23 protein-coding genes and 1 riboswitch are annotated in these 25,521 nt (G+C 71.9%); of the genes, 14 read left to right on the forward strand and 9 right to left on the reverse strand.

Going from position 1 to position 25,521, the window contains the following annotated elements:
• Nucleotides 1-360 precede the first annotated feature (360 nt).
• The 5 genes from N8I86_RS28125 to N8I86_RS28145 all read left to right on the forward strand — a co-directional run bounded on the left by N8I86_RS28125 (nucleotide 361) and on the right by N8I86_RS28145 (nucleotide 4,925).
• Nucleotides 361-882, forward strand: a complete 522-nt coding sequence (locus tag N8I86_RS28125; protein WP_073897915.1) for a DUF1453 domain-containing protein — start codon at nucleotides 361-363, stop codon at nucleotides 880-882.
• Nucleotides 879-2,030 carry a sensor histidine kinase gene (locus N8I86_RS28130; protein WP_263278981.1) on the forward strand — a complete coding sequence of 384 codons (1,152 nt, stop codon included), beginning with the start codon at nucleotides 879-881 and terminating at the stop codon, nucleotides 2,028-2,030. The genes N8I86_RS28125 and N8I86_RS28130 overlap by 4 nt, the downstream gene beginning before the upstream one ends.
• The gene (locus N8I86_RS28135; protein WP_073897687.1) at nucleotides 2,027-2,719 is read left to right on the forward strand and encodes a response regulator transcription factor; all 693 of its coding nucleotides are present in this window, start codon (nucleotides 2,027-2,029) and stop codon (nucleotides 2,717-2,719) included. The genes N8I86_RS28130 and N8I86_RS28135 overlap by 4 nt, the downstream gene beginning before the upstream one ends.
• A gap of 161 nt (nucleotides 2,720-2,880) precedes the next feature.
• Nucleotides 2,881-3,336: a DUF485 domain-containing protein gene (locus N8I86_RS28140; RefSeq protein WP_073897686.1), complete on the forward strand. Its 456-nt coding sequence runs from the start codon at nucleotides 2,881-2,883 to the stop codon at nucleotides 3,334-3,336.
• Nucleotides 3,333-4,925, forward strand: a complete 1,593-nt coding sequence (locus N8I86_RS28145; RefSeq protein WP_263278982.1) for a solute symporter family protein — start codon at nucleotides 3,333-3,335, stop codon at nucleotides 4,923-4,925. The genes N8I86_RS28140 and N8I86_RS28145 overlap by 4 nt, the downstream gene beginning before the upstream one ends.
• A gap of 26 nt (nucleotides 4,926-4,951) precedes the next feature.
• On the opposite strand, the gene N8I86_RS28150 is transcribed toward N8I86_RS28145, so the two are convergent.
• Nucleotides 4,952-5,644: a response regulator gene (locus N8I86_RS28150; RefSeq protein WP_073897668.1), complete on the reverse strand. Its 693-nt coding sequence runs from the start codon at nucleotides 5,642-5,644 to the stop codon at nucleotides 4,952-4,954.
• Nucleotides 5,645-5,801: 157 nt separating this feature from the next.
• Here N8I86_RS28150 and N8I86_RS28155 point away from each other — a divergent pair, with 157 nt between their 5' ends.
• The 3 genes from N8I86_RS28155 (at nucleotide 5,802) to N8I86_RS28165 (ending at nucleotide 8,592) form a co-directional block, all read left to right on the forward strand.
• Entirely contained in the window at nucleotides 5,802-6,617 is an 816-nt protein-coding gene (locus N8I86_RS28155; protein WP_073897667.1) for an ABC transporter ATP-binding protein, read from the forward strand.
• Nucleotides 6,607-7,470: an ABC transporter permease gene (locus N8I86_RS28160; RefSeq protein WP_123441274.1), complete on the forward strand. Its 864-nt coding sequence runs from the start codon at nucleotides 6,607-6,609 to the stop codon at nucleotides 7,468-7,470. Before N8I86_RS28155 ends, N8I86_RS28160 begins: the two co-directional genes overlap by 11 nt.
• A 63-nt stretch (nucleotides 7,471-7,533) precedes the next feature.
• The gene (locus tag N8I86_RS28165; RefSeq protein ID WP_073897665.1) at nucleotides 7,534-8,592 is read left to right on the forward strand and encodes an ABC transporter substrate-binding protein; all 1,059 of its coding nucleotides are present in this window, start codon (nucleotides 7,534-7,536) and stop codon (nucleotides 8,590-8,592) included.
• A 26-nt stretch (nucleotides 8,593-8,618) separates the two neighbouring features.
• Here N8I86_RS28165 and N8I86_RS28170 read toward each other — a convergent pair whose 3' ends face one another.
• The 4 genes from N8I86_RS28170 to N8I86_RS28185 all read right to left on the reverse strand — a co-directional run bounded on the left by N8I86_RS28170 (nucleotide 8,619) and on the right by N8I86_RS28185 (nucleotide 13,361).
• The gene (locus N8I86_RS28170) at nucleotides 8,619-9,299 is read right to left on the reverse strand and encodes a DUF7342 family protein (RefSeq protein ID WP_123439970.1); all 681 of its coding nucleotides are present in this window, start codon (nucleotides 9,297-9,299) and stop codon (nucleotides 8,619-8,621) included.
• A complete protein-coding gene (locus tag N8I86_RS28175; RefSeq protein WP_263278983.1) occupies nucleotides 9,296-10,990 on the reverse strand; it encodes a sensor histidine kinase in 1,695 nt (564 codons plus the stop codon). Before N8I86_RS28175 ends, N8I86_RS28170 begins: the two co-directional genes overlap by 4 nt.
• Nucleotides 10,991-11,096: 106 nt before the next feature.
• Entirely contained in the window at nucleotides 11,097-12,038 is a 942-nt protein-coding gene (locus N8I86_RS28180; protein ID WP_263278984.1) for a sucrase ferredoxin, read from the reverse strand.
• A 54-nt stretch (nucleotides 12,039-12,092) separates the two neighbouring features.
• On the reverse strand, nucleotides 12,093-13,361 hold the full coding sequence (locus N8I86_RS28185) for a citrate synthase (protein WP_263278985.1): 1,269 nt from the start codon (nucleotides 13,359-13,361) through the stop codon (nucleotides 12,093-12,095).
• A gap of 112 nt (nucleotides 13,362-13,473) precedes the next feature.
• Here N8I86_RS28185 and N8I86_RS28190 point away from each other — a divergent pair, with 112 nt between their 5' ends.
• A complete protein-coding gene (locus N8I86_RS28190) occupies nucleotides 13,474-14,640 on the forward strand; it encodes a citrate synthase/methylcitrate synthase (protein WP_263278986.1) in 1,167 nt (388 codons plus the stop codon).
• A gap of 62 nt (nucleotides 14,641-14,702) precedes the next feature.
• Here the strand turns inward: N8I86_RS28190 and N8I86_RS28195 are convergent, their stop codons facing one another.
• Together N8I86_RS28195 and N8I86_RS28200 are read right to left on the reverse strand one after the other, a co-directional pair.
• Complete coding sequence (locus tag N8I86_RS28195; RefSeq protein WP_073897657.1) at nucleotides 14,703-14,939, reverse strand: hypothetical protein; 237 nt, start codon at nucleotides 14,937-14,939, stop codon at nucleotides 14,703-14,705.
• Nucleotides 14,940-15,270: 331 nt separating this feature from the next.
• A complete protein-coding gene (locus tag N8I86_RS28200; RefSeq protein ID WP_123439975.1) occupies nucleotides 15,271-15,855 on the reverse strand; it encodes a DUF6082 family protein in 585 nt (194 codons plus the stop codon).
• A 361-nt stretch (nucleotides 15,856-16,216) separates the two neighbouring features.
• Between N8I86_RS28200 and N8I86_RS28205 the strand changes: the two genes are divergently transcribed.
• Nucleotides 16,217-17,332, forward strand: coding sequence for a CobW family GTP-binding protein (locus N8I86_RS28205; protein ID WP_263278987.1), 1,116 nt, complete (start codon nucleotides 16,217-16,219; stop codon nucleotides 17,330-17,332).
• Here N8I86_RS28205 and N8I86_RS28210 read toward each other — a convergent pair.
• A complete protein-coding gene (locus tag N8I86_RS28210) occupies nucleotides 17,329-19,788 on the reverse strand; it encodes a DNA gyrase/topoisomerase IV subunit A (protein ID WP_073897654.1) in 2,460 nt (819 codons plus the stop codon). The two genes, N8I86_RS28205 and N8I86_RS28210, sit on opposite strands and share 4 nt — an antisense overlap.
• A gap of 316 nt (nucleotides 19,789-20,104) precedes the next feature.
• On the opposite strand from N8I86_RS28210, the gene N8I86_RS28215 reads away from it, so the two are divergent.
• From N8I86_RS28215 to N8I86_RS28230, 4 genes are all read left to right on the forward strand, one after another.
• On the forward strand, nucleotides 20,105-21,499 hold the full coding sequence (locus tag N8I86_RS28215; protein ID WP_263278988.1) for a M16 family metallopeptidase: 1,395 nt from the start codon (nucleotides 20,105-20,107) through the stop codon (nucleotides 21,497-21,499).
• The gene (locus N8I86_RS28220) at nucleotides 21,496-22,884 is read left to right on the forward strand and encodes a M16 family metallopeptidase (protein ID WP_123439978.1); all 1,389 of its coding nucleotides are present in this window, start codon (nucleotides 21,496-21,498) and stop codon (nucleotides 22,882-22,884) included. Before N8I86_RS28215 ends, N8I86_RS28220 begins: the two co-directional genes overlap by 4 nt.
• A 229-nt stretch (nucleotides 22,885-23,113) precedes the next feature.
• Nucleotides 23,114-23,273: riboswitch (cyclic di-AMP (ydaO/yuaA leader) on the forward strand.
• A gap of 13 nt (nucleotides 23,274-23,286) precedes the next feature.
• The gene (locus N8I86_RS28225) at nucleotides 23,287-24,042 is read left to right on the forward strand and encodes a M23 family metallopeptidase (protein ID WP_263278989.1); all 756 of its coding nucleotides are present in this window, start codon (nucleotides 23,287-23,289) and stop codon (nucleotides 24,040-24,042) included.
• Between the two features lie 199 nt (nucleotides 24,043-24,241).
• Nucleotides 24,242-24,928 carry a GntR family transcriptional regulator gene (locus N8I86_RS28230; RefSeq protein WP_073897647.1) on the forward strand — a complete coding sequence of 229 codons (687 nt, stop codon included), beginning with the start codon at nucleotides 24,242-24,244 and terminating at the stop codon, nucleotides 24,926-24,928.
• A 206-nt stretch (nucleotides 24,929-25,134) separates the two neighbouring features.
• On the opposite strand, the gene N8I86_RS28235 is transcribed toward N8I86_RS28230, so the two are convergent.
• Nucleotides 25,135-25,416: an HPr family phosphocarrier protein gene (locus N8I86_RS28235; protein ID WP_020942692.1), complete on the reverse strand. Its 282-nt coding sequence runs from the start codon at nucleotides 25,414-25,416 to the stop codon at nucleotides 25,135-25,137.
• Nucleotides 25,417-25,521: the final 105 nt, after the last annotated feature.

Raw genomic sequence — 25,521 nt, forward strand, 5'->3', positions numbered from 1 at the left:
TCGGCTTCCTTGGGGTCGCCTCACCGGGTCGGGGTCGCCTCACCGGGTCGGGCCCCCTCGATGGAGGACCACGCCGGGCGCCCGGCCCCTCCTGGGCCGACGGCGACCGGCCGGGGCGCCGCTGCCAGGACCCGCGCCCGCAGCAGGGACTCGCATTAGGGACCCGCAGCAGGGACTCACCTCAGGGACCCGCAGCAGGGCCCGCCCCCCTTCTCTCCACCCATGGGTGGAGGCAGAGCCCACTGCGGTTCCACCCGCGATCCACCCCCGCTCCGATCCCCTGACCTGCGGACTTCCGTAACTTCGAAGGCGTCGGCAGCGCTCGCTCCCGGCATGACCTTCTCGCTCACGGAGGCTCTGATGTCCGGGCTCGTCAACGCGCTGGTGATCGTCGCCGTCGCCGCGGTCGTCATCGCTCGGCAGTTCCGTGCCCGCGCGATCGACGCGGATCGGCGCTGGTGGCTCCTGCCGGTGATCCTCGGCGTCGTCGCGCTGCGCGACCCCGGCGTCCTCGACGGCCACCACCGCGCGGAGGCGGCCGTGCTGCTCGCGGTGGAGCTGCTCATAGGCCTGGCCACGGGCGCCGGATGGGCCTGGACCACCCGGGTCTGGACGGCTCAGGACGGTGCCGTCTGGACCAGGAGCACCAAGGCGAGCGTCGCGGTGTGGGGTGTGGGCATCGCTCTGCGGGCCGGTGTCTTCGCCGTCGGTTCCGCGCTCGGCGTCCACCAGGACAGCGCCGCCCTGATGCTCGGCCTCGCCGGGACCCTGCTCGTCCGCGGCGGAATGCTGGCCTGGCGGGCGCAGTCGCTCGACGACACCAGCCGCCTTGCCCCGGCGTACGGTGACGACGGGAGGCCGGCGTGGAAGGAGCGCGTGTGAGCGGGAACGCATGGACGCGCTGGCCGTCCCGCGAAGCACTCGGCCGCGCGGGAACCACCCGGCCCCGGCGCATGCTCGCCTGGGCGGTCCGGATCCTGGTGCTCGGCACCCTCCTGTGGGGGGCGTTCCACCACCGGCACATCGGGACCGGGGGAGCACTGGCGGCGGCGGCCGGGGTCGTCGGCGCCGGGGTCGTCGCCTGGGCCTTCTTCCGGACGACCTACGCCCACCGGCTGGCACCCTCCCTGGCGCTCACGGCCGTGCTACTGACCCTCGCGGTGGCCGCCCAGGCCACCGGATTCACGGTGCCGGCCCTCGTGCTCTGGTGCGGCTGCGCGGTCAGCGCCCTGGAGAGACTTCCGCTCGCGGCGGCCACGCCGGTGGCGGCGGTGGCCCTGGCCTCGTACTCCGTGTTCGACACCGACGCCTGGCTGACCACGGCCGTCACGGTGGTGGGCATGGCGCTCGCAGGGTATGTGCTGCGCCTGGACGCGGAGGCCCGGGGCAACGCACAGCGACTGCTTGCGCAGGAGCGTGCCGCCCGGGCGGCCGAGGCCGAGTCGGCGGCGCTGAACGAACGCTCGCGGATCGCGCGGGAGATCCACGACGTGCTCGCCCACAGCCTGTCGGCGCAGCTCGTGCACCTGGAGGCGGCCCGCCTGCTGATCGAGCGGGGCGCCGAACGGGAGCAGATCCTCGAGCGGGTGGTGGCGGCACGGGGCATGGCCCGCGACGGCCTGGCGGAGACCCGGCAGGCGCTGTCCGCGCTGCGGGGCGACCTGACTCCGCTGGAGGACTTCCTCGCCGAGCTCGTCAGCACGGCCGGCGGCGCGGAGGTCACCGTCACGGGTGAGCGCAGGGCTCTGCCGGCCGAGGCGTCCCAGGCCGTGCGCCGGGTCGCGCAGGAGGCCCTGACGAACGTCCGCAAGCACGCCCAGGGCGCCAAGGTGCATCTGCGACTCGACTACAGCCCCCACGAAGTCACGCTGAACGTCAGGGACTCAGGGGGTCGCACGGGTGAACTCGCGGGCACCGGTGGCGGGTACGGTCTGCTGGGTATGCGGGAGCGCGCCGAGCTGCTGGGCGGTTCCCTGGACGCGCGGCCGGACGACGAAGGGTTCGTGGTGACGCTGAAGGTGCCCGTATGACGGTCGCGGAGGGGGAGAGGAAGCCCGCACGGGTGGTGGTCGCCGACGACCAGACCGTGGTGCGGGAGGGCATCGTGATGCTGCTCGGACTGCTGCCGGGCCTGGAGGTCGTGGGCGCCGCCGGAGACGGCGAGGAGGCGGTACGACTGGTGGGTGAACTGGCCCCGGACGTCGTCCTGATGGATCTCCGGATGCCCCGGTGCGACGGGGTGGAGGCCACCCGGCGGATCCGGGCGCAGTACCCCGGTACGCAGGTCGTCGTGCTCACCACGTTCGGGGACGACGAGTCGCTGTTCCCCGCGCTGCGGGCCGGCGCCCGCGGTTATCTGACCAAGGACGCGGGCGGCGACGAGATCGCGCGGGCCGTGGAGAGCGTGCTGTCCGGGGACGCGGGTCTGTCGCCGAGTGTGCAGCGCCGCCTGCTGGAGCGGCTCTCGCGGCCCGAGCCGCCGGAGTCCGAACCGGCTGCCGCGGAGCCGCCCGACGGGCTGACGGCCCGGGAGACCGAGGTGCTGGTGCTGATCGCCGAGGGCCTCTCCAACCAGGAGATCGCCCGCGCGCTGCACGTCTCCACCGCGACCGTGAAGACACACATCAACAATCTCTTCGCCAAGACCGGCCTCAAGGACCGGGCGCAGGCGGTGCGTTACGCCTACGGCAAGGGCCTGGTGCGGCCACCCACGGGGTGAATCACTAGATGGGGTGAAGTGCTCCGGAAGAAGAGTCGGGGATGTTCCCGATCTGTCCATCCTTGGGCATGCAGTCAAGCAACGGTCGTTCCCGCGGAGCAGGGGACGGTCCCGAGAGCCCGGTCGAGCACGGGGAAGACCACGGCGCGCCCGCACGCGACGTGAGGTACGAAGATCCTTGGTACGACGCGCTGGCGTCGGGCTGGGGTGAACTGGACGGGCCGGGCATGCCGGGGCCGGCCGTGCCGTCGGCCCGGGAGGAGCAGAGCGCGTCGGCGCTGCGGGCAGGCGACGTGTACGTCGAGGTGCAGGGCAGTGCGGCCTTCCAGGAGGTGCGCGGGAGGTACCGGGGGTTCGTGGTGCCGGGCGTGGTCGCCTTCCTGGTCTGGTACGTGGGTTACGTGGTCGCGGCGACGGCCGCGCCCGGACTCATGGCCCGGCCCGTGGTGGGGGCGGTGAACGTGGGCATGCTCGCGGGGCTCGGGCAGTTCCTCACCACGTTCCTGCTCACGTGGGCCTACGCGCGGCACGCGCGGCTGCGTCGGGACCGGGCGGCGCTGGAGCTGCGCTGGGACACCCAGGAGCTGGCGCGCGGGGCGCAGGGAGGTGCCTCGTGACCGGAGGCCATCAGACGCTGGCGCTGCTGCTGTTCAGCGGTTTCGTGGCCGTCACCCTCGGGATCACGACGTGGGTGAGCCGCAGGCGGCAGGGTTCGGCGGAGGAGTTCTACGCCGGTGGGCGGCTGTTCTCCCCGATGGAGAATGGTTTTGCCATCGCGGGCGACTACATGTCGGCGGCCTCCTTCCTCGGGGTGACGGGGCTCATCGCGCTGTACGGCTACGACGGGCTGCTGTACGTCGTGGGCTTCCTCGTGGCGTGGCTGGTCGTGCTGTTCCTGGTGGCCGAACTGGTGCGGAACTGCGGACGGTTCACGCTGGCCGACGTGGTGGCCGCGAGGATGCGTGAACGCCCGGTGCGCATCGCGGCGGGAACTTCCTCGGTCGCGGTGTCCGTCATGTATCTGGTGGCGCAGATGGTCGGCGCGGGCAGTCTGGTGGCGTTGCTGCTGGGCCGGACGAGCGGTGCGGCCCAGTCCTGGACGGTCGTCGGGGTCGGGGCGCTCATGGTGGTCTACGTGACGCTGGGAGGAATGCGGGCCACCACCTGGATCCAGATCGTGAAGGCGGTCCTGCTGCTCAGCGGGACGGTCGTGCTGACCGTCCTCGTCCTGCTGCGTTTCCACGGCGACTTCGACCGGTTGCTGGTCACGGCGGCCGAGCGCAGTGGTGAGGGGAAGGCGTTCCTCGCGCCGGGCCTCAAGTACGGCGGGAGCTGGACCGCCCGGCTGGACTTCATCAGCCTCGGGCTGGCGCTGGTGCTGGGTACGGCGGGCCTGCCGCACATCCTGTCCCGCTTCTACACCGTCCCCACCGCCCGGGCCGCGCGGCGCTCGACGGTGTGGTCCATCGCTCTGATCGGCGGCTTCTACCTGATGACGATCGTCCTCGGGTTCGGGGCGGCGGCCGTCGTGAGGCCGGAGGTCCTGCGGGGTTCGAACGCGGCGGGGAACACCGCGATGCCCCTGCTCGCCCTCGACCTGGGCGGCGGCACGGGTTCCACGGGGGGAACGGTGCTGTTCGCGGTCGTCGCCGCGGTCGCCTTCGCCACGATCCTCGCGGTCGTCGCCGGCATCACGCTGGCCTCGTCGGCCTCGGTGGCGCACGACCTGTACGCGTCGTTGCGGCGAGGGCGCGGCAAGGCGCGCAGCGAGGTGGCGGTGGCCCGGTTCGCGGCGGTCGGTATCGGGGTCGTCGCGATCGCGCTCGGACTGCTGGCGCGGGATCTGAACGTCGCCTTCCTGGTCGGGCTCGCCTTCGCGGTCGCCGCGTCGGCCAACCTGCCGGTGCTGCTGTATTCGCTGTTCTGGCGCCACTTCACCACGCGCGGTGCGGTGTGGTCGGTCTACGGCGGGCTGCTCCCGGCGCTCGGGCTCGTGCTGCTGTCCCCGGTGGTGTCCGGCAGCCCCGGCTCGCTGTTCCCGGGCGTGGACTTCCAGTACTTCCCGCTGCAGAACCCGGGGATCGTCTCCATCCCGCTCGGATTCCTGGCCGGCTGGCTGGGCACGGTCACCTCGGACGAGGTCGCGGACGAGGCCAAGTACGCCGAGACCGAGGTCAGGTCGCTGACCGGGGCCGGAGCCGTGTAGCGCGGGCGGCCGTCCGTGCGGGAGGGTCAGGGCGCCACCCAGGCGTACCGGTGCTCCGGCCGGCCGGTGTCGCCGTACTTGAGGGAGAGGCGCAGGCGGCCCGCCTGTTCCAGGTGGCGGAGGTAGCGCTGCGCGGTGGAGCGGCTCAGGCCCGTGCGTGCGGCCACCTCGTGGGCCGACAACGGATGCTCGGAGTGGTGCAGGACACCGCAGATCAGGTCCGTCGTGGGTTCCGAGTGGCCGCTGGGCAGGCCCGGCGCGGACGGGGCTGGGGCCGTGCGCAGGGCGCCGAAGATCCGGTCGACCTGTTCCTGGCCGGTCAGGCCCCGGCCGCCCACCCGGTCGACGGTGCGGCGCAGCGCGGCGTAGGAGTCGAGCCGCGAGCGCAGCGCGGCGAAGGTGAACGGTTTGACCAGGTAGTGCAGGGCGCCGAGACGCATCGCCTGCTGGACGGTCGTCACGTCACTGGCCGCGGTGATCATGATGACGTCGGTGCCGTGGCCCTGCTCCCGCATGGAATGGACCAGTTCGAGGCCGGTCCGGTCGGGCAGGTAGTGGTCGAGCAGGACCAGGTCGATGCCGCCGCGTTCGACGGCGGCCAGGGCCTGGGCGGCGCTGTGCGCGCGGGCGGCCACCCGGAACCCGGGAACCTTTCCCACGTACTTCGCGTTGATCTCAGCGACGCGGAAGTCGTCGTCGACCACCAGGACGTCAATCATCAGGCCTTCCCTTCGAGGCCGGCGAGCGTTAAGCCCGTGTTTCGGCTCCGCAGTTCTAGCGCGAGCAAAAAGAGCACAACAGGTTCTTGCGAGCAAAAGAACGGCTTGTGCTCACAAGACTGCTGTTGTGGCGGGGGCCACACCTACCGTCCCGGCCATGAGCGCACACAACAGCCCCGCCATCGAGCTGCGGGGCGCGAGCAAGACCTTCAGGACCCCGTCAGGGGGACTGCACACGGCCGTGCGCGGCCTGGACCTCACCGTGGAGCGCGGCGAGTTCGTGGCCGTCGTAGGACCGACCGGTTGCGGCAAGTCCACCACGCTGACTCTGGTCAGCGGCCTGGAGGAGCCCTCCGAGGGCGAGGTGCTGGTGGCCGGTGAGCCGGTCGAGGGCGTCGGCGACAAGGTCGGTTTCGTCTTCCAGCAGGACGCCACCTTCCCCTGGCGCACGGTGCTGTCGAACGTCATGGCGGGCCCCCGGTTCCGGGGCGTGCCCAAGGCCGAGGCCAAGCAGAAGGCCCGCGAGTGGCTGGCCCGGGTCGGGCTCGCCGCCTTCGAGGACCGCTACCCGCACCAGCTCTCCGGGGGTCAGCGCAAGCGTGTCGCCCTCGCCGCCACCTTCGTCAACGACCCCGAGATCCTGCTGATGGACGAGCCGTTCTCCGCGCTCGACGTGCAGACCCGGGCGCTGATGTCGGACGAGCTGCTGGAGCTGTGGGAGGGCACCGGTGCCTCCGTCGTGTTCGTCACTCACGACCTGGAGGAGTCCATCGCGCTGGCCGACAGGGTCGTCGTGATGACCGCCGGCCCCGCGACCGTGAAGCACGTCTTCAAGATCGATCTGCCCCGGCCGCGCAAGGTCGAGTCGGTGCGTCTGGAACCGCGGTTCATCGAGATCTACCGCGAGATCTGGGAGTCCCTGGGCGAAGAGGTCCGCATCACCCGTGAGAGGGGTGCCGCTCATGTCGCCTGAGGTTCTCAGCACTCCGGTCGTCGACACGGCCAAGATCCCCGATCGCGCCCAAACCCGCGCCCAGGCGGCCCGCCGCCGCAAGGTCCTAGTGAACGCCGCGCGGGTGTTGCTCCTGGTGGTCGTCCTCGGCCTGTGGGAGGTGCTCTCCCGGGCGGAGGTCATCGATCCGTTCAACTTCTCGATGCCCTCGAAGATCTGGGACCAGATCTGGACCTGGATGACGCACGGTACGGCGCTCGGCTCGCTGGGCGAGCAGATCTGGTACACGCTCTACGAGGCGCTGCTCGGCTGGGGCATCGGCGTGGTCGCGGGTGTGCTCCTCGGTATCGCGCTCGGGCGGATCAGGTTGCTCGCCGAGGTGCTTGGTCCGTACATCAAGGTGCTCAACTCGATACCCAGGATCGTCCTGGCGCCCATCTTCCTGATCTGGTTCGGGCTCGGGCCGTCCTCCAAGGTCGCCTCGGCCGTGGTGCTCGTGTTCTTCCCCGTCTTCTTCAACGCCTTCCAGGGTGCCCGTGAGGTGGACCGGAACCTGGTCGCCAACGCCCGCATCCTGGGCGCGAGCGACCGCCGGGTGACGCTTCAGGTGGTCATCCCGTCCGCCACCTCCTGGATCTTCACCAGCCTCCACGTCAGCTTCGGCTTCGCGCTGATCGGCGCCATCGTCGGCGAGTACATCGGCGCGACCAAGGGCATCGGCCTGCTCGTCGCGCAGTCGCAGAACACCTTCAACGCGGCCGGTGTCTATGCCGCGATGGTCATCCTCGCAGTCGTCGCCCTCGTCGCCGAAGGTCTGCTGACCTTCGCCGAGCGCCGCATCTTCCGCTGGAAGCCGACCGGCTCCGACAGCTGAAGCCGGCCCCGCGTTCCCCTTCTCCGTTCCCCGCACCGCCCTCTCACAAGGACGTGAACCGCCATGCGCAAGACCGCCAGGTACGCCTCGCTGGCCGCCGCCGGACTGCTCGCCCTCTCGTCGCTCACCGCCTGCGCCAACGACGCGGCCAGTTCCACCGCCGACGCCGGCAGCGGCGGAGGCGGTGGCAAGGGGGAGAGCGTCAAGATCATGGTCGGTGGCCTGGACAAGGTCATCTACATGCCGGCCATCCTCACCCAGCGTCTCGGCTACTTCCAGGCCGAGGGCCTGAACGTCCAGCTCCTCAGTGAGCCCGCCGGGGTCCAGGCCGAGACCGCGCTCGTCTCCGGTCAGGTGCAGGGGGCGGTCGGCTTCTACGACCACACCCTCGACCTCCAGGTGAAGGGCAAGTCCGTGGAGTCGGTGGTGCAGTTCTCGCACGCGCCGGGCGAGGTGGAGGTCGTGTCCGCGAAGGCGGCGGGCGACCTCACCTCCCCGAAGGACTTCAAGGGCCGCAAGCTGGGCGTGACCGGGCTCGGCTCCTCGACCGACTTCCTCACCAAGTACCTCGCGGTCAAGAACGGTGTGGACGTCAGCGAGTTCAGCCCGGTCGCGGTGGGAGCCGGCCCGACGTTCATCGCGGCGCTGCAGAAGGGCGCGATCGACGGCGGCATGACCACCGACCCGACCGTCGCGACGATCCTCGACAAGAAGGCGGGCAAGATCCTGCTCGACATGCGTACCCCCGAGGGGTCGCAGCAGGCGCTGGGCGGGCCGTACCCGTCGTCCAGTCTGTACATGCAGACGGACTGGGTGAACGGACACAAGGACACCGTCCAGAAGTTGGCCAATGCATTCGTCAAGACGCTCAAGTGGATGTCCACCCACAGCGCCGACGAGATCGCCGCCAAGATGCCCGCGGACTACTCGCAGGGCGACAAGGCGCTCTACGCACAGGCGATCAAGAGCACCCTGCCGATGTTCACCGACGACGGGGTGATGCCCCAGGGCGGCCCGGAGACCGTGGAGAAGGTCCTCAAGTCGTTCAACCCCAACATCAAGAACGCCAAGGTCGACCTGAGCAAGACGTACACCACCGAGTTCGTCGAGGCCGCGAAGTAGGGCCGGTCCCGCGAGAACAGGTCCGCTCAGCCGCGGGTCGCCCACACGTAACGGTGTTCCGGGCGGCCCGCGTCGCCGTACTTGAGGGTCAGCCGGGTCCGCCCCGTGCGCTCCAGGAGCTTCAGATAACGCTGGGCGGTCTGCCGGCTCACCCCGGTCCGCTCGGCGATCTCCTGGGCGGACAGCGGACCTTCGGCGTTCATCAGTGCCTGGCGCACCAGTTCGGCGGTCGTGGGCGAGTGCCCCTTGGGCAGCTCCGGTTCCGACGGCGCGGACAGGGCCCGGAAGATCCGGTCCACCTGCGCCTGTTCGGCCTCGCCCCCGCCGTCCAGGGTCCGCCGCAGCTCGGCGTACGCCTCCAGCTTGGCCCGCAGACCGGCGAAGGCGAACGGCTTCACCAGGTACTGCAGCGCCCCGTGCCGCATGGCCGCCTGCACGGTCGACACGTCCCGCGCCGCGGTCACCATGATCACATCGGTCTGGTGGCCGCGCCGGCGCATCTCCCGTACGACCGCGAGCCCCGTGTCGTCGGGCAGATAGTGGTCCATCAGGACCAGGTCGAGCCGCGGCAGGGACTCCACCCGGTGCAGCGCCTCGGCCGCGGTGTGCGCCTCGCCCGCCACGTGGAACCCCGGAACCTTCTCCACGTAGGCGGCGTTGACCCGCGCCACCCGCGTGTCGTCGTCCACGACCAGGACCTCGATCATCGCGCCTCCTCCGGGCCTGCCGGGACGTCCGCGGACACCGCACCCGCCTCGGCGGATCCGGTGAGGGCCGGTTCCAGCCCGGGCTCGGTCAGCGCCTCGGGCAGCACCACGGTGAACTCCGCGCCGCCGCCGTCGGCCGCCCCCACGGTCGCGCTCCCGCCTTGCCGTTCGGCGAGGCGGCGCACCAGGGGCAGCCCGATGCCCCGTTTGCCGTGCGCGGGCGGCTTCTTGGTGGTCCATCCGTCCGTGAAGACCAGCTCCCGCTGGTCCGCCGGAACGCCGGGGCCGGTGTCGCGCACCCTGAGGACGACCGTACGGCCCTCCGTGCGCAACTCGACCTCCACGCGCGCGTGCGGGGTACCCGCGACCGCGTCGAGGGCGTTGTCCACGAGGTTGCCGACGACCGTGACCAGCCCGCGCGGGTCGATCAGCCGGTCCGGTATCCGGGTGTGCTCCGACACCCACAGCGCGACCCCGCGTTCGGCCGCCACGGTGGCCTTGCCGACCAGCAGGGCGGCGAGCAGGGGGTCGTGGATCTTCTCGGTGACCTGCTCGGCGGTGACCCGGTGGTCGCCGACCACCTCGCCGACGAACTCCACCGCGTCGTCGTACATCTCCAGTTCCAGCAGCCCGAGCAGGGTGTGCATGCGGTTGGCGTGTTCGTGGTCCTGGGCGCGCAGCGCGTCGATCAGCCCGCGCGTGGAGTCCAGTTCCCGACCCAGCTGTTCGAGTTCCGTGCGGTCGCGCAGGGTGGCCACCGCACCGCCGTCGTCCGTGGGCATGCGGTTGGCGACCAGGACGCGCTGCCCGCGCACGGTGAGCAGATCGGTGCCGGTCACCCGGCCGGCCAGGACGTCCGTCGTGCGGCCCGTGCCCAGCGCCTCGTCGGGCATCCGGCCGACCGCCTCGTCGCCGATGCCGAGCAGCCGTCGCGCCTCGTCGTTGAGCAGGCGGATACGGCCGCCGCGGTCGATGGCGACCACGCCCTCCCGGATGCCGTGCAGCATCGCCTCGCGCTCCGCGAGCAGCGCGGAGATGTCCGAGAAGGCGAGGTCCCGGGTCTGCCGCTGCACCCTGCGGGAGATCAGCCAGGCCGCCAGCGCGCCCACCGCGAGGGCGCCGCCGGCGTACGCGAAGAGCCCCGGGATCGCGTTGATCAGCCGTGCCCGCACGCTGTCGTAGGCGATGCCCACGGAGACCGCCCCGACGATGTGGTGCCGGGCGTCGTACAGCGGCACCTTGCCGCGCGCGGAGCGTCCGAGCGTGCCCTTGTCGATCTCCATGACCTCGTGCCCGGACAGGGCCGCCCTGGGACTGGTGGAGACGGGCCGGCCGATCTCGGAGGGCGTGGGGTGCGACCAGCGCACCTTCGTGCGGTCCAGCACCACGATGTACTCCGCGTGCGTGGCCTTCCGGATCCGTTCGGCCTCCCGCTGTACGGGGCCGTCCCGGGTGGGCGGGGTGGTCCGGATCCCCTCGGCGATCTGCGGGTCCTGAGCGGTGGTCTCGGCGATGGCCAGCGCGCGCCGCATCGCCTCCTGGTCCAGCTGCTTGCTCAGCGGCGCCAGGAACAGGCCGGTCGCCAGCACCGCGACCCCCGCGGCGATCGCCACCTGCATCAGCAGCACCTGCGAGAACACCCGCCGGGGCAGACCGAGGCGCAGACGGCGTACGGGGGGATTGGGGCTCATACCCACGACGGTACGTGGCGGGGTCCGACGCTCCCCAGAGGGTGTGGCGGGGATCTCCCGGCCGGTCCGCGAACGGGGCGCGGCCGGGTCCGGACGGTGTGTCCGGTCAGCTCGCCAGGGCCGTCGGCCGTACTTCGCGCAGGGCCACCACGTCCATCCGGGCGGGCGTCCCGAGCACGGACGCGTCGCAGCTCTCCGGGCGCGGCGGCAGGGACGCCCCCTGCGCCACGGTGACCCGCCAGCGGCGTCCGTCGGCGTGCGCGACGGTGATCTCCCAGCGCGGGGCCGCGCCGTCGGTGCGTACGACGCTCAGCTCGCCGGCGCGGTACTCCCGCGCGGCCGACCGGACGGCCAGCTCGGCCGCCTGACCGGGCCGCTCCCAGGCGGAGCAGCCACGGCACCCCTCGACCACCACACGCCCCTCCTGGGCCCCGTGCAGGGCCTCCTTGACGGTGTGGGCCTCGGCGCGGCCGTAGGCGTAGCCGTACGGCAGCACCAGCACCGTCGGCGAGAAGCGATGTCCACCCAGATGGGTGACCTCCCAGACGCCGCGCACTCCGGACGCGTCCAGTTCGGCGGCGAGGGGACGGCCCAGCAGGGCGCAGCAGCGGTCGCGCTTGCCGTTGGTGCACACGAGGGCGAGCGGGTCGCCGCGGTGCGGGCGTCCGCCGAGCGCCGTGCCGAAGGAACGCGGGTCGCCCGCCCCGAGAGCGGCGAGGTCGAGGTCGAGCAGCCGCCGCGGATCGCGGGTGGTGGCGCCGTGCAGCCACACGCGTCCCGGGACGGTGTGGGCGGCGTAGACCTGCCGGAGCTGCGGGGTGCCGGGGTCCGCGTGCCGTCCGGGGCGCCGGATGAGGGCGACGCGGACGCCGGTGCCCTCGGCGGCGGCCTCCAGGGCACGGCCGAGAGCGGGGTCCAGGTGGCTCGAAGTGAGCGCCTTGGCACCCCACGGCCCGGACTGCTCCAGCAGCAGCCACGTCCTCGCCGTGGCCGCCGTGCCGGGAACGGGCTCTTCGAGACTCCGGGAGACGGTCGCGCACCTACTCACAGAGGTGAGCCTAACCTGACTCCGCCCAGGGCGACTTCCGGCCGGGCCGGTGTCCTACTCCGGCAGGGGCTGCGGGGGTCGCGGACCGACGTAGTGACCGCTCGGGCGCATGCGCAGCGGACGCTCGCCGTACTCCTCCAGGGCGTGGGCGATCCAGCCCGCGGTCCGGGCGACGGCGAAGATCGTCTCACCGGCCGTGGCGGGCATGCCGTGCGAGGCGGTGAACACCGCGAGGGCCAGGTCGACGTTGGCGTGCAGCGGTGTGTGGCGGGCGGTCGTGGCGACGACGTCGCGGGCCGCGAGCAGGGCGGGCTCCGCGTGCGGGACTTGCTCCAGGAGGTCGAAGAGTACGCGCGCGCGGGGGTCCTCGCCCGTGTACAGCCGGTGGCCGAGCCCGGGGACGCGGCGGCCGGCGCGCAGTTCGTCCGCGATGACCGGGACGGCGGTGCCCTGGTCGAGGACGTCGAGCAGCAGCCGGTGGGCGAGGCCGCTGGCGGCGCCGTGCAGGGGGCCTTCCAGGACGCCGAGCCCGGCCGAGACGGCCGCGTAGGCGTGCGCGCGGGCCGAGGCGGCGACCCGGACGGCGAGGGTGGACGCGGCCAGGTCGTGGTCGGCCAGCAGGGCGAGTGCGGTGTCGAGGACGCGCAGGGACGCCTCGTCGGCGGGCCGGCCGGTCAGCCGGGCCCACAGGCGCCGCGCCAGCGGGCCCTCGTCCCGGTGACCGTGCCGGGCCGGCGGCAGTGCGTCGACGAGCGTGGGGATGAGGACCCGGGCCGTGTTCAGCACGGACGCCTCGGAGAGGTCGAAGCGCAGCGGGTCCTCAGCGGCCGCGGCGATCGCCGCCACGCGCAGCCGGTCGACGGGGGAGGCGTGTTCGGACAGGGCGCCCACGGCGCGGCGGGCGATGTCGACGGTGGCGGTGGGCGCCGTGAAAGTCGTGCCCGGGGCGGGCCGGCCCGTCCACAGCCATTCCGCGACCTCTTCGTAGGAGTGCCGGGCGGCCAGTTGCGTGGCGTCGACGCCGCGGAAGTAGTACCGGTCCCGCTCGATCAGGGTGATGCGGGTGCGGACCGACAGGTCGCCGCCCGCGCCCGGACTCCCGGCCGCCTCGCGCCGGTTGCGCCGGGCGAGGGCCTCGACCTCCTTGGACTCGAAGGTGCTGGCGCGGCCGCCGGGCTCCCGGCGGCTGCTGAGCAGGCCGCGGCTCACGTACGCGTACACCGTCTCGGGCTTCACGCCGAGCAGTTCGGCGGTCTCCCTGGTGGTCAGGCGTCCGGCCGGTCTGTCGGCGGGGCGGTGGGGGGCGGGTTCCTGGTCGCGCATGGGGTCACCGTAGCGGCCTCTGCACCCATTGACGGCCGCACGTTGACTGAATCAACATTGACAGGAACCTGGTCAAGCATGGACAGTCGAATCAAGTTCAGGGAGGAGAACCATGGCCATCAACAGGACCGCAACCCCGCTCGTCGACGCACCGCGCGGTCTCGCGGGCGTCGTCGTCACGGAGACCGAGGTCGGTGACGTACGGGGGCGGGAGGGCTTCTACCACTACCGCCAGTACTCGGCCGTGGACCTCGCGCGGACCCGCGGCTTCGAGGACGTGTGGCATCTCCTGGTCCACGGAACCCTCCCGGACACCGAGCGCCGCGCCGCCTTCCTCGCCGAGACCTCGCGACTGCGCCGGGTGCCCGCGGAGGTCCGCGCCGCACTGCCCGCGATCGCCGCGGCCTGCCGTGTCTCCGGCCCGCTGGCGGGGCTGCGCACGGCCCTGTCGCTGCTGGGAGCGGCGCGCGGGCTCCGGCCGGTCTACGACATCGACCCCGACCGGCGCCGGTCGGACACCCTGGCCGTCTGCGCGGTCGTACCCACCCTGCTGACCGCCCTCCACCGGCTGGGGCAGGGGCTCGAACCGGTCGAACCGCGCGAGGACCTTCCTTACGCGGCCAACTACCTTTATATGCTGACGGGTTCGGAGCCCGACCCGCGCCGGGTGCGCGCCGTCGAGCAGTACTTGATCTCCACCATTGACCACGGATTCAACGCGTCGACGTTCACCGCGCGGGTCATCGCGTCCACCGGAGCCGATGTGGCGGCCTGTCTGACCGGTGCGGTGGGCGCGCTGTCGGGGCCGTTGCACGGAGGGGCCCCGAGCCGGGCTCTGGACACCCTGGACGCCATCGGCACACCGGAGCGCATCGACTCCTGGATCCGGGAGCGGGTGCTCGCGGGCGACCGGATCATGGGCTTCGGGCACGCCGTCTACCGCACGGAGGACCCCCGCTCGCGGATGCTCAGGGAGACGGCGCTCGCCTTCGGCGGTCCGCGGGTGGAGTTCGCGGTCGAGGTGGAACGCCGCGTGGAGGCGATCCTGGCCGAACTCAAGCCGGGCCGCGAACTGCACACGAACGTCGAGTTCTACGCCGGTGTGGTCATGGAGCTGTGCGGGCTGCCCCGCGAGATGTTCACCCCCACCTTCGCCGCGGCCCGCGTGGTCGGCTGGAGCGCCAACATCCTGGAACAGGCGACCGACCCCAAGATCATCCGCCCACTGGCCCGCTACGTGGGCCCGGAGCCGCGACTCTCGGCCCCCGCGCCCGTCTGAGTCCGGGCCGGGCGCCCTGTGGTCGGGCCCGGTGCCGTCCCGGCACCGGGCCGACGGTCGTACTACGCGTCGGGAATGTCCGCCTTCGCGCGCAGGAGGGTGTCGCGGGTGATCACCACGATGCGCTCGTAGTCGGCGCGGGCCGCGTCGGAGGGTAGCTCGGCGTCGAGCTCCGCCGTGCGGTCCGTGCCGATCACGGCGAAGTCGCCGTTCTGCAGTTCAAAGATGTCCGGGCAGGTCTGCCCGGTCACGCTCCCTCTTTCACGAGGTGACGCACCGATACGGCGCACGATCTTCACGCGGATCCCGGTCCTTGCTTGGGTCGGTCAGTGGCGGTCTGCGTGCCGGCCGCCGGCGACAGGGGTGGGTTCCGGGGTGGCAACGACGTGTGGCCCGCCGGGTCGTCGGGGTACGCGCCACGGCAGGCGGGGCCAACCTACCCGCGATGATCGTCGCTGGGGCGCTGAGCGCGGTGTCCGAGTGAGTGAATCGGTTGCACACGGCTCCCACGCGCACCGTGCGTGCCGTCCCCCGTCCCGTCCCGTGGCGTACCGCGCGCGGACGCGGTCCCCGTGGTGCGACACGTTCAGGGCCCTGCTCGGGTCCCGCCGCCGCCCCTTCGGCGGCCCGTCAGTCCTCGGCCCCTCCGTCGCCCACGACCCACCACTCGTCCGTGTCCGCGTCGTCCAACTCGGCGAGCAGGTCATCCGTCATACGGCCGAGCTCCGCCTCGTCGGAGTCGTAGGGAAGACTCGCCCTGTGGTGCCGTGTGGCCTCCCAGTAGGCCCGCATGGTCGGGTTCTGGAACAGGACGCGCACGTGCCCGAGGAGCTCGCCGCGGTTCAGCAGGCCCACCCGGTAGCCGTGCAGGGCATGGACGTACAGGGTGTTGGCGAACAGGTACTGCTTCTGCACCTGCGGCGGCAGATCACGCTCGTAGGCGTCCAGCACCGGCAGCAGATCCGGGTCCGCCACCGCGGTCAGCAGCAGATTGCGGTGATCCCGCTGGTACTCGACCCGGTCCGCGCGCCGGACGGCCTCACGGCGCTGCTCCTCCACGAGATCCAGGCGCCGCAGAAGTTCGGCATTGGCCCGCAGAAGCGTCTCCACGGTGCGGCGATACGCGAAGAGCGACGCCGTGGTGCCGGTGACCGACAGGACGAGAGCCGCCGTGACGGCGCTCAGCCCCCGGTTCCCCGTCCTCTGTGTGACCATGTCAACCCCCGATTCGGGCAGCCGTCCGCCGGTCGTCGGCACGCGGGTCGACGGGTGTGCGCAGTGGGTCGACAGCAGGGGACCGGCGAGCGGAGGGCGGCGCTTGCCGTCTCCCAGAGTGCCGAGCGGCTCTGATCGGCGGGAAGGCGGCCAGGAGGCGCACAGAGGGAAGCAGGGTCGCACACCTCGGTGTCCTGTCCAACGTCTGCCCCGCAAAGCGTGCTAACAATCGTTCACTTCGCCGCGTTTCTTCCCGCTCGTATCCTGGTCGCGCAGTCGATCCTCAGCCGTGCGCCGGACCGTGCGCCGGTGTGCGCGGCCGGGTGGGATCCGTGTGGAACCGTTGGAAAGAGGTCGCCCGTTGGGGAACAGTCAGGGCAACGCCCGCCGCCCGCAGCAGATTCCGGTCGTCGTACTCGCCGGCTTCCTGGGCTCCGGGAAGACCACCCTCCTCAACCATCTGCTGCACCGCAGCGGAGGCAGCCGTATCGGGGCGATCGTCAACGACTTCGGCGCCATCGAGATCGACGCCATGGCCGTCGCCGGAGCCCTCGGCGACTCCACCGTCTCGCTCGGCAACGGCTGTCTGTGCTGCGCCGTCGACACCGGTGAACTCGACGTCTACCTGGACCGGCTCGCCGCGCCCGGCGCCGGCATCGACGTCATCGTCATCGAGGCCAGCGGGCTCGCCGAGCCGCAGGAACTGGTCCGGATGGTGCTCGCCAGCGAACACCCCGGGATCGTCTACGGCGGTCTCGTCGAGGTCGTCGACGCGGCCGAGTTCGACGGCACCCGCGCCGCGCACCCCGAGATCGACCGGCACCTCGCCCTCGCCAACCTCGTCGTGGTCAACAAGCTCGACCGGGCGCCCGACGCCGACCGGGTCCTCGGCCTCGTCCGCTCCCTCGCCGACCGCGCCGCCGTCGTCCCCGCCACCTACGGCCGTATCGACCCCGAGTTCCTCTTCGACCGCCGGCCCGGCGAGGAGCGCGTCGGGCAGCTCTCCTTCGACGACCTGCACGACCACGGCGCCGACGTCCCCGGCGGCGACGGCCACGCAGACCATATGCACACGGCCTACGACAGCCTGTCCTTCGTCTCCGTCCCGCCGATGGATCCCCGCCGGCTGATGCGGTTCCTGGACAGCCGTCCGCAGGGTCTGTACCGCATCAAGGGGTACGTCGACTTCGGGCCCTACGACACGCGCAACCGGTACGCCGTCCACGCCGTGGGCCGGTTCCTGCGCTTCCACCCGGAGCCCTGGCCGTCCGCCGACGACCGCCTCACCCGGCTGGTACTGATCGGCTCCGGCATCGACACCGGCGCCCTGGACAAGGAGCTTCAGGCGTGCGCGAACGACGCCCCGCACGCCGACGAGCAGGGCATGTGGGGCGTCCTGCGCTATGTGCCGGGCTCCGAGGAGGAGCCCGGCGACGACCCGTACCCGGCCGGTAGCGACGAGCCGGACGAGGCCTAGAGCACCGGTCCCGCGGCCACCGCGACGGTCTTCGGCAGTGAGGTGCCCGAGCCGTCCCGGCGCGGGTCGGCCTCCGGCAGCGTGACCGGGGTGCCGTTCTTCTGCGCCGCGTGCGCCGGGGACGGCCCCGCCCAGCCGAAGGACAGGCAGTCCTCGCCCTTCAGGAACCGCTGGCAGCGCACACCGCCGGTGGCCCGGCCCTTGCGCGGGTACTGGTCGAAGGGCGTCAGCTTGGCCGTCGTCTGCACCGAGTCGTCCAGCGTGCCGCGCGAACCCGCCACCGTGAAGACGACCGCGTCCGCCGCCGGGTCGACCGCCGTGAACGAGATGACCTTGGCGCCCTCGGTGAGCTTGATGCCCGCCATACCGCCCGCCGGACGGCCCTGCGGGCGCACGACGGAGGCCTGGAACCGCAGCAGCTGCGCGTCGTCCGTGATGAACACCAGGTCCTCCTCGCCGGTGCGCAGCTCCACCGCGCCGACGATCCGGTCGCCGTCCTTGAGCGTGATGACCTCCAACTCGTCCTTGTTGGACGGGTAGTCGGGCACCACACGCTTGACGACACCCTGCTCGGTACCGATCGCCAGCCCCGGGGACGACTCGTCGAGCGTGGTCAGGCAGACCACCGTCTCGTCGTCCTCCAGGGAGACGAACTCCGCCAGCGGCGCGCCACCGGCGAGGTTGGGCGCGGCCCCCTGCTCGGGCAGCTGCGGCAGGTCGACCACGTTGATCCGCAGCAGACGGCCGGTCGAGGTCACCGCGCCGATCTCGCCGCGCGCGGTGGCCGGGACCGCCGAGACGATCACGTCGTGCTTGACGCGCTTCGCGCCGGCCGTCGCCGGGAACGGCTCGTCGGTCGCCGTACGGGCCAGCAGACCCGTCGAGGACAGCAGCACCCGGCACGGGTCGTCGGCGACCTGCAGCGGCACGGCCGCCGCCGGGGCGCCGCCGGCCTCCAGCAGGACCGTACGCCGGTCGGTGCCGAACTTCTTGGCCACCGCGGCCAGTTCGGCCGAGACCAGCTTGCGCAGCTCCGCGTCGGACTCCAGGATCCGGGTCAGCTCCTCGATCTCCGAGATGAGCCGGTCCTTCTCCGCCTCCAGCTCGATGCGGTCGAACTTGGTGAGCCGGCGCAGCGGCGTGTCGAGGATGTACTGCGTCTGGATCTCGCTCAGCGAGAAGCGCCGCATCAGGCGCTCCTTGGCCTGCGCGGAGTTCTCGCTGGACCGGATCAGCCGGATGACCTCGTCGATGTCGACCAGCGCGGTCAGCAGGCCCTCGACCAGGTGGAGCCGGTCCCGCCGCTTGGTGCGGCGGAACTCGCTGCGGCGCCGGACGACGTCGAAGCGGTGGTCCAGGTAGACCTCCAGCAGCTCCTTCAGACCGAGGGTGAGCGGCTGGCCGTCGACCAGGGCGACGTTGTTGATGCCGAAGGACTCCTCCATCGGCGTCAGCTTGTACAGCTGCTCCAGGATCGCCTCGGGCACGAAGCCGTTCTTGATCTCGATGACCAGGCGCAGACCGTGCTCGCGGTCGGTGAGGTCCTTGACGTCGGCGATGCCCTGGATCTTCTTCGAGTTGACCAGGTCCTTGATCTTCGCGATGACCTTCTCGGGACCGACCGTGAACGGCAGCTCCGTGACGATCAGGCCCTTGCGGCGGGCGGTGACGGTCTCGATCGCCACCGTGGCGCGCATCTTGAAGGTGCCGCGGCCGGTCGCGTACGCGTCCCGGACGCCGTCGAGGCCCACGATCCGGCCGCCGGTGGGCAGGTCGGGGCCCGGGACGTGCTTCATCAGCGCGTCCAGGTCCGCGTTCGGGAACCGGATCAGATGGCGGGCGGCGGCGATGACCTCGCGCAGGTTGTGCGGCGCCATGTTCGTCGCCATGCCGACCGCGATGCCCGACGAGCCGTTGACCAGCAGGTTCGGGAAGGCGGCCGGCAGCGCCACCGGCTCCTGCTCCTGGCCGTCGTAGTTGGGCGCGAAGTCGACCGTGTCCTCGTCGATCGACTCGGTCATCAGGCTCGTCGCCTCGGCCTGCCGGCACTCGGTGTACCGCATGGCGGCCGGCGGGTCGTCGTTGCCCAGCGAGCCGAAGTTGCCGTGGCCGTCGACCAGCGGCACGCGCATGGAGAAGGGCTGCGCCATGCGGACCAGGGCGTCGTAGATCGACGCGTCGCCGTGCGGGTGCAGCTTTCCCATGACCTCGCCGACGACACGCGCGCACTTCACGTACGAGCGGTCGGGGCGCAGGCCCATCTCGTTCATCTGGTAGACGATGCGGCGGTGCACCGGCTTGAGTCCGTCACGGGCGTCCGGCAGGGCGCGCGAGTAGATGACCGAGTACGCGTACTCGAGGTAGGAGCCACGCATCTCGTCCACGACGTCGATGTCGAGGATCCTCTCCTCGAACGAATCGTCGGGCGGCGGGGTCTTCGTGCTGCGGCGGGCCATCGCTGCCGGCTCCTCCTGATCTGGTCGCTCACCGAGGGGGCGCGCACCCTCCGGCTCGCTCTTGCTGAAGCGATTGACGGATCTGTCGCGGACCATTGTGGACCGCGGTACTGACAACCCGGGCCACGACCCGGTCTCCGCGGACCCGCCCCGCGCCGGAAGACGCCCGGAGGGGGCCGGACGCAGGCTACGCGATCCGCTGTGGGCGTACGTCCAGCGGGAACTTCGCCGAGGCCCCGCACGCTTTGCATACAGTGGCAGGAACGGCAGGAAAACCGCGGTTTCGACGACCGCCTCCGCTCGCGAAGGGACGTACATGCCCATGGGTCACACGACCACGGCCGAGGCAGGCTCCGGGGGCCTGACAGCGACCGAGCACCGGCTGGCCAACGGTCTGCGCGTGGTGCTCTCCGAGGATCACCTGACCCCGGTGGCGGCGGTCTGCCTCTGGTACGACGTCGGGTCCCGCCACGAGGTCAAGGGGCGTACCGGCCTGGCTCACCTCTTCGAGCACCTGATGTTCCAGGGCTCGGCGCAGGTCAAGGGCAACGGCCACTTCGAGCTGGTGCAGGGCGCCGGCGGCTCGCTCAACGGCACCACCAGCTTCGAGCGCACCAACTACTTCGAGACCATGCCCGCCCACCAGCTGGAGCTCGCCCTCTGGCTGGAGGCCGACCGCATGGGCTCGCTGCTCGCCGCGCTGGACGACGAGTCGATGGAGAACCAGCGGGACGTCGTCAAGAACGAGCGCCGCCAGCGCTACGACAACGTTCCCTACGGCACCGCCTTCGAGAAGCTGACCGCCCTGTCGTACCCCGAGGGCCACCCGTACCACCACACGCCGATCGGCTCGATGGCGGACCTGGACGCGGCCACCCTGGAGGACGCGCGCCAGTTCTTCCGCACCTACTACGCGCCGAACAACGCGGTGCTCTCGGTGGTCGGCGACATCGACCCGCAGCAGACCCTCGCCTGGATCGAGCGGTACTTCGGCTCCATCGCGTCCCACGACGGCAAGCCCGAGCCCCGCGACGGCTCGCTGCCGGAGACCATCGGCGGGCAGAAGCGCGAGGTCCTCGTGGAAGAGGTCCCGGCGCGCGCCCTGATGGCCGCCTACCGGCTGCCCCACGACGGCACGCGCGCGTGCGACGCGGCCGACCTCGCGCTGACCGTCCTCGGCGGAGGCGAGTCCTCCCGCCTGTACAACCGGCTGGTGCGCCGCGACCGTACGGCCGTCGCGGCCGGCTTCGGCCTGCTGCGGCTGTCCGGGGCGCCCTCCATGGGCTGGCTGGACGTGAAGACCTCCGGTGACGTCGAGGTGCCGGTCATCGAGGCCGCCATCGACGAGGAGCTGGCCCGGTTCGCCGGGGAGGGCCCGACGCCCGAGGAGATGGAGCGCGCCCAGGCCCAGTTGGAGCGCGAGTGGCTGGACCGGCTAGGCACGGTCGCCGGCCGTGCCGACGAACTGTGCCGGTACGCCGTCCTGTTCGGCGACCCGCAGCTCGCGCTCACCGCGGTCAAGCGTGTCCTGGAGGTCACCCCCGAGGAGGTCCAGGAGGTCGCCAAGGCCCGCCTGCGGCCCGACAACCGCGCGGTCCTCGTCTACGAGCCGAAGTCCCCGGAGACCGTCGAGGACGCCCAGGTCCCCGAGGACCCGGAACGCGAAGCGACCGTAGAGGCCGGCAACGAGAACGAGGAGACGGCCAAGTGACCGAGCTCGCCACCATGGAGTTCCACCCCCGGCCGCAGCCGGGCGACGCCCGGCCGTGGGCGTTCCCGGCCCCCGAGCGCGGCACGCTGGACAACGGCCTGACCGTGCTGCGCTGCCACCGCCCCGGCCAGCAGGTCGTCGCCGTCGAGGTGATGCTGGACGCGCCCCTGGACGCGGAGCCCGCCGGCCTGGACGGCGTCGCCACGATCATGGCGCGGGCCTTCTCCGAGGGCACCGACAAGCACTCGGCCGAGGACTACGCCGCCGAGCTGGAGCGCGCCGGCGCCACGCTCGACGCGCACGCCGACCACCCCGGGGTCCGGCTCAGCCTGGAGGTCCCGGCCTCCCGCCTGGCCAAGGGCCTCGGCCTGCTCGCCGACGCCCTGCGCGCCCCCGCCTTCGCGGAGAGCGAGGTCGAGCGGCTGGTCCGCAACCGCCTGGACGAGATCCCGCACGAGCTGGCCAACCCCTCCCGCCGGGCCGCCAAGGAGCTCTCCAAGGAGCTGTTCCCGGCGACCTCGCGCATGTCCCGGCCGCGCCAGGGCACCGAGGAGACGGTCGAGAAGATCGACGCGGCGTCCGTACGCGCCTTCTACGACCGGCACGTCCGCCCCGCCACGGCCACCGTGGTCGTCGTCGGCGACCTCACCGGCACCGACCTGGACGAGCTGCTCGGCGACACCCTCGGCGCGTGGACCGGCACGCCGGGCGAGCCGCGGCCGGTGCCCCCGGTGACCGCCGACGACACCGGCCGCGTGGTCATCGTGGACCGGCCGGGCGCCGTCCAGACGCAGCTGCTCATCGGGCGGGTCGGCCCGGACCGGCACGACCGGGTCTGGCCCGCCCAGGTCCTCGGCACCTACTGCCTCGGCGGCACCCTCACCTCCCGCCTGGACCGCGTGCTGCGCGAGGAGAAGGGCTACACCTACGGGGTACGGGCGTTCGGGCAGGTCATGCGGTCGGCCCCGGACGGCACCGGTGCCTCCATGCTCGCCATCAGCGGCTCCGTGGACACGCCGAACACCGGCCCCGCGCTGGACGACCTGTGGAAGGTGCTGCGCACCCTCGCGGCGGAGGGCCTGACCGACGCCGAGCGGGACGTCGCCGTGCAGAACCTCGTCGGGGTGGCGCCGCTGAAGTACGAGACCGCGGCGGCCGTCGCGAGCACCCTGGCCGACCAGGTCGAGCAGCACCTGCCCGACGACTTCCAGGCGACGCTGTACCGGCAGCTGGCCGCGACGGGCACGGTCGAGGCGACCGCGGCCGTCGTCAACGCCTTCCCGGTGGACCGGCTGGTGACCGTCCTCGTCGGCGACGCCTCCCAGATCAAGGCGCCGGTCGAGGCGCTCGGCATCGGCGAAGTCACCGTCGTCACGGCCGAATAGCGGCCGCCGCCGCGGAGCACGGCACGCGTGCGTGGGGCCCTGCCGACCTACGGGTCGTCAGGGCCCCCGCCGTTCCACTCGCTTCACCAGATGCCCGATTTGGGGCGGAGGTTGCCTGTCTGCCCTGTGGGATGCGCTACAAAAGCCCGGATCCGTTTGAGGATTGAAAGCGGGCTTCCGTAGGTTCGTCCAGGCTGTTCGTCACGCACCACGCCGCGCCCGCGGCACCGGACAGTCATCGCCGAGTCCCCGTACGGCGCGAGCCAGGGGAGCCGGGGACCCATCGTCCCTGGGGTGAATCGGGCGCCCGCGCGTGAGCGAGGGGGCCCGTAGGAGACCTTCCTGCTCCGAACCCGTCAGCTAACCCGGTAGGCGAGAAGGAAGGAAAGGACCAGCCACTTCATGGCGTTCATGTGCGCCACCGGGAAGCATCGCAAGCCCGGCCGGGTCAAGCGCACCACCGCGCAGGCGGCCGGTGTCGCCGCCCTCACCACCACGGGTGTCATCGGCACCCTCGCCGCGTCGCCGGCGCTCGCCGCCGAGAACGCCGCGGAGCAGACCGGTCTCACGCCCGTCGTGACCGTCAGCGACGACGTCGCGGAGCAGATCAGCGCGCAGGCGGACGCCCAGAAGCAGGCCGCCGAGCAGCAGGCGGCCGAGGAGGCCGCCGCCAAGGCCGCCGCCGCCAAGGTCAAGGAGGAGCGCGAGGCCAGGGCCCGCGCCGCCCGCGAGTCCGAGCGCAAGCGCCTGAACGCGTTCGTCGCCCCGATCGTGCACTCCTACGTGTCCACCGCCTACAAGGCCAGCAGCTCGCTGTGGTCCTCCGGCTCCCACACCGGCATCGACTTCCACGCGGCCAGCGGCACGTCCGTCCACGCGGTCGGCTCCGGCACCGTCGTCTCCACCGGCTGGGGCGGCGCGTACGGCAACCAGATCGTGATCCGGATGGCCGACGGCATGTACACCCAGTACGGCCACCTGTCGTCCATCGGTGTCACGGTGGGCCAGAAGGTCGTCCCGGGCCAGCAGATCGGCCTGTCCGGCGCGACCGGCAACGTCACCGGCCCGCACCTGCACTTCGAGGCCCGCACGAGCCCCGACTACGGCTCGGACGTCGACCCCATCGCCTATCTCCGCAACCACGGCGTGAACGTCTGACGCCGCCACGCGGACATGTGAAAGCCCCGGCTCACCGAGCCGGGGCTTTCACCGTTTCCGCGTGATCCCCGCACGGGCCGTCGGCCAAAAAATATCCATGGATTACGGCCTGCCGTCGGAAATTCGGCCTCTTTGGAATAGAGTCACGGAACGGGCGTCCCCTGCGGGCGTTTCACGGGGATTAATGCGGAGGTCGGTCATGCGTGTTCCGGCGCATTCGGTGTGCACGGCGATCCGGGACGACATCGTCGCCGGCGTCCACGAGCGCGGCGGCCGGCTCACCGAGGAAGTGCTGGCCCGCCGCTACGGCGTCTCGCGCGTCCCCGTCCGCGAGGCCCTGCGCACCCTGGAGGCCGAGGGGTTCGTGGTGACCCGCCGGCACGCGGGCGCGTGCGTGGCCGAACCGACCGCGCAGGAGGCCGCCGACCTGCTGGAGATGCGGCTGCTGCTGGAGCCGCTCGGCGCGGCACGGGCGGCACAGCGCCGTACGGAGGCCCATCTCAAGGTGCTGCGCGGCCTGGTGCGGCTGGGGCAGGAGCGGGCCAGGAGCGGCGGTAGCGGGGAGCTGCGCTCACTGGGCGGCTGGTTCCACGAGACGCTGGCGCAGGCCTCCGGCAGCCCCTCGCTGGCCTCGATGCTCACCCAGCTGCGCCACAAGATCGCCTGGATGTACGCGGTGGACGCCCCGCAGAGCCCGCTGGACTCCTGGGCGGAGCACGGCGCGATCGTGGACGCGGTGGCACGCGGCGACGGCGAGCGCGCGCGGGCGGTCACGGCGCTGCACGCCGAGCGTGCGACGGGCGCGCACCGTCTGCGCCTTTCCGGCGGCGCCGAGCGTGTGAGGACTTCGCAACATGCCGTAAACACGACGGGCCGCCGGTATTAACACGGGCGTCGTATACAAAGAGAGGGAATTCGGTGGGGGCTGTTTTTCGCTGCCCGAATTCCCTCGCTCGGTGATTTCGCAAAAGCGGGCGGAGTCACCCTTGCTGTCGAAACGGCCGCCCGTAACGCCGAAGCCGCGCCGCCCATAACGCCGAAGCCGCGCCGCCCGGAAAGGCGACGCGGCTCCGGCGTTCGGACGCGAGGTGCTCAGACCGTCTCGGGCAGCTCTTCCAGGCCCTCGGCGACCAGCTTGGCCAGGCGGTCCAGGGCGGCGTCAGCGCCCTCGGCCTCCGAGGCGAGGACGATCTCCTCGCCACCCTGGGCGCCCAGCCCCAGGACGGCCAGCATGGAGGCCGCGTTGACGGGGTTGCCCCCGGCCTTGGCGATCGTCACCGGGACGCCTGTGGCCGTGGCGGCTCGGACGAAGATGGAAGCGGGGCGGGCGTGGAGGCCCTCGGCCCAGCCGACGTTGACGCGGCGCTCAGCCATGTGTTGCTGCCCTTCAGTCTTCAGGGTTGTCTAGACCAGTTTCCCATACCGTGAAGCATGCCCGGAGCGGACCTCGGTCCCCTCCGGTTCGGCACCGGACCGCGG

Origin of the sequence: Streptomyces albidicamelliae, from assembly GCF_025642175.1 — a bacterium.
Classification (GTDB): Bacteria; Actinomycetota; Actinomycetes; order Streptomycetales; family Streptomycetaceae; genus Streptomyces; species Streptomyces albidocamelliae.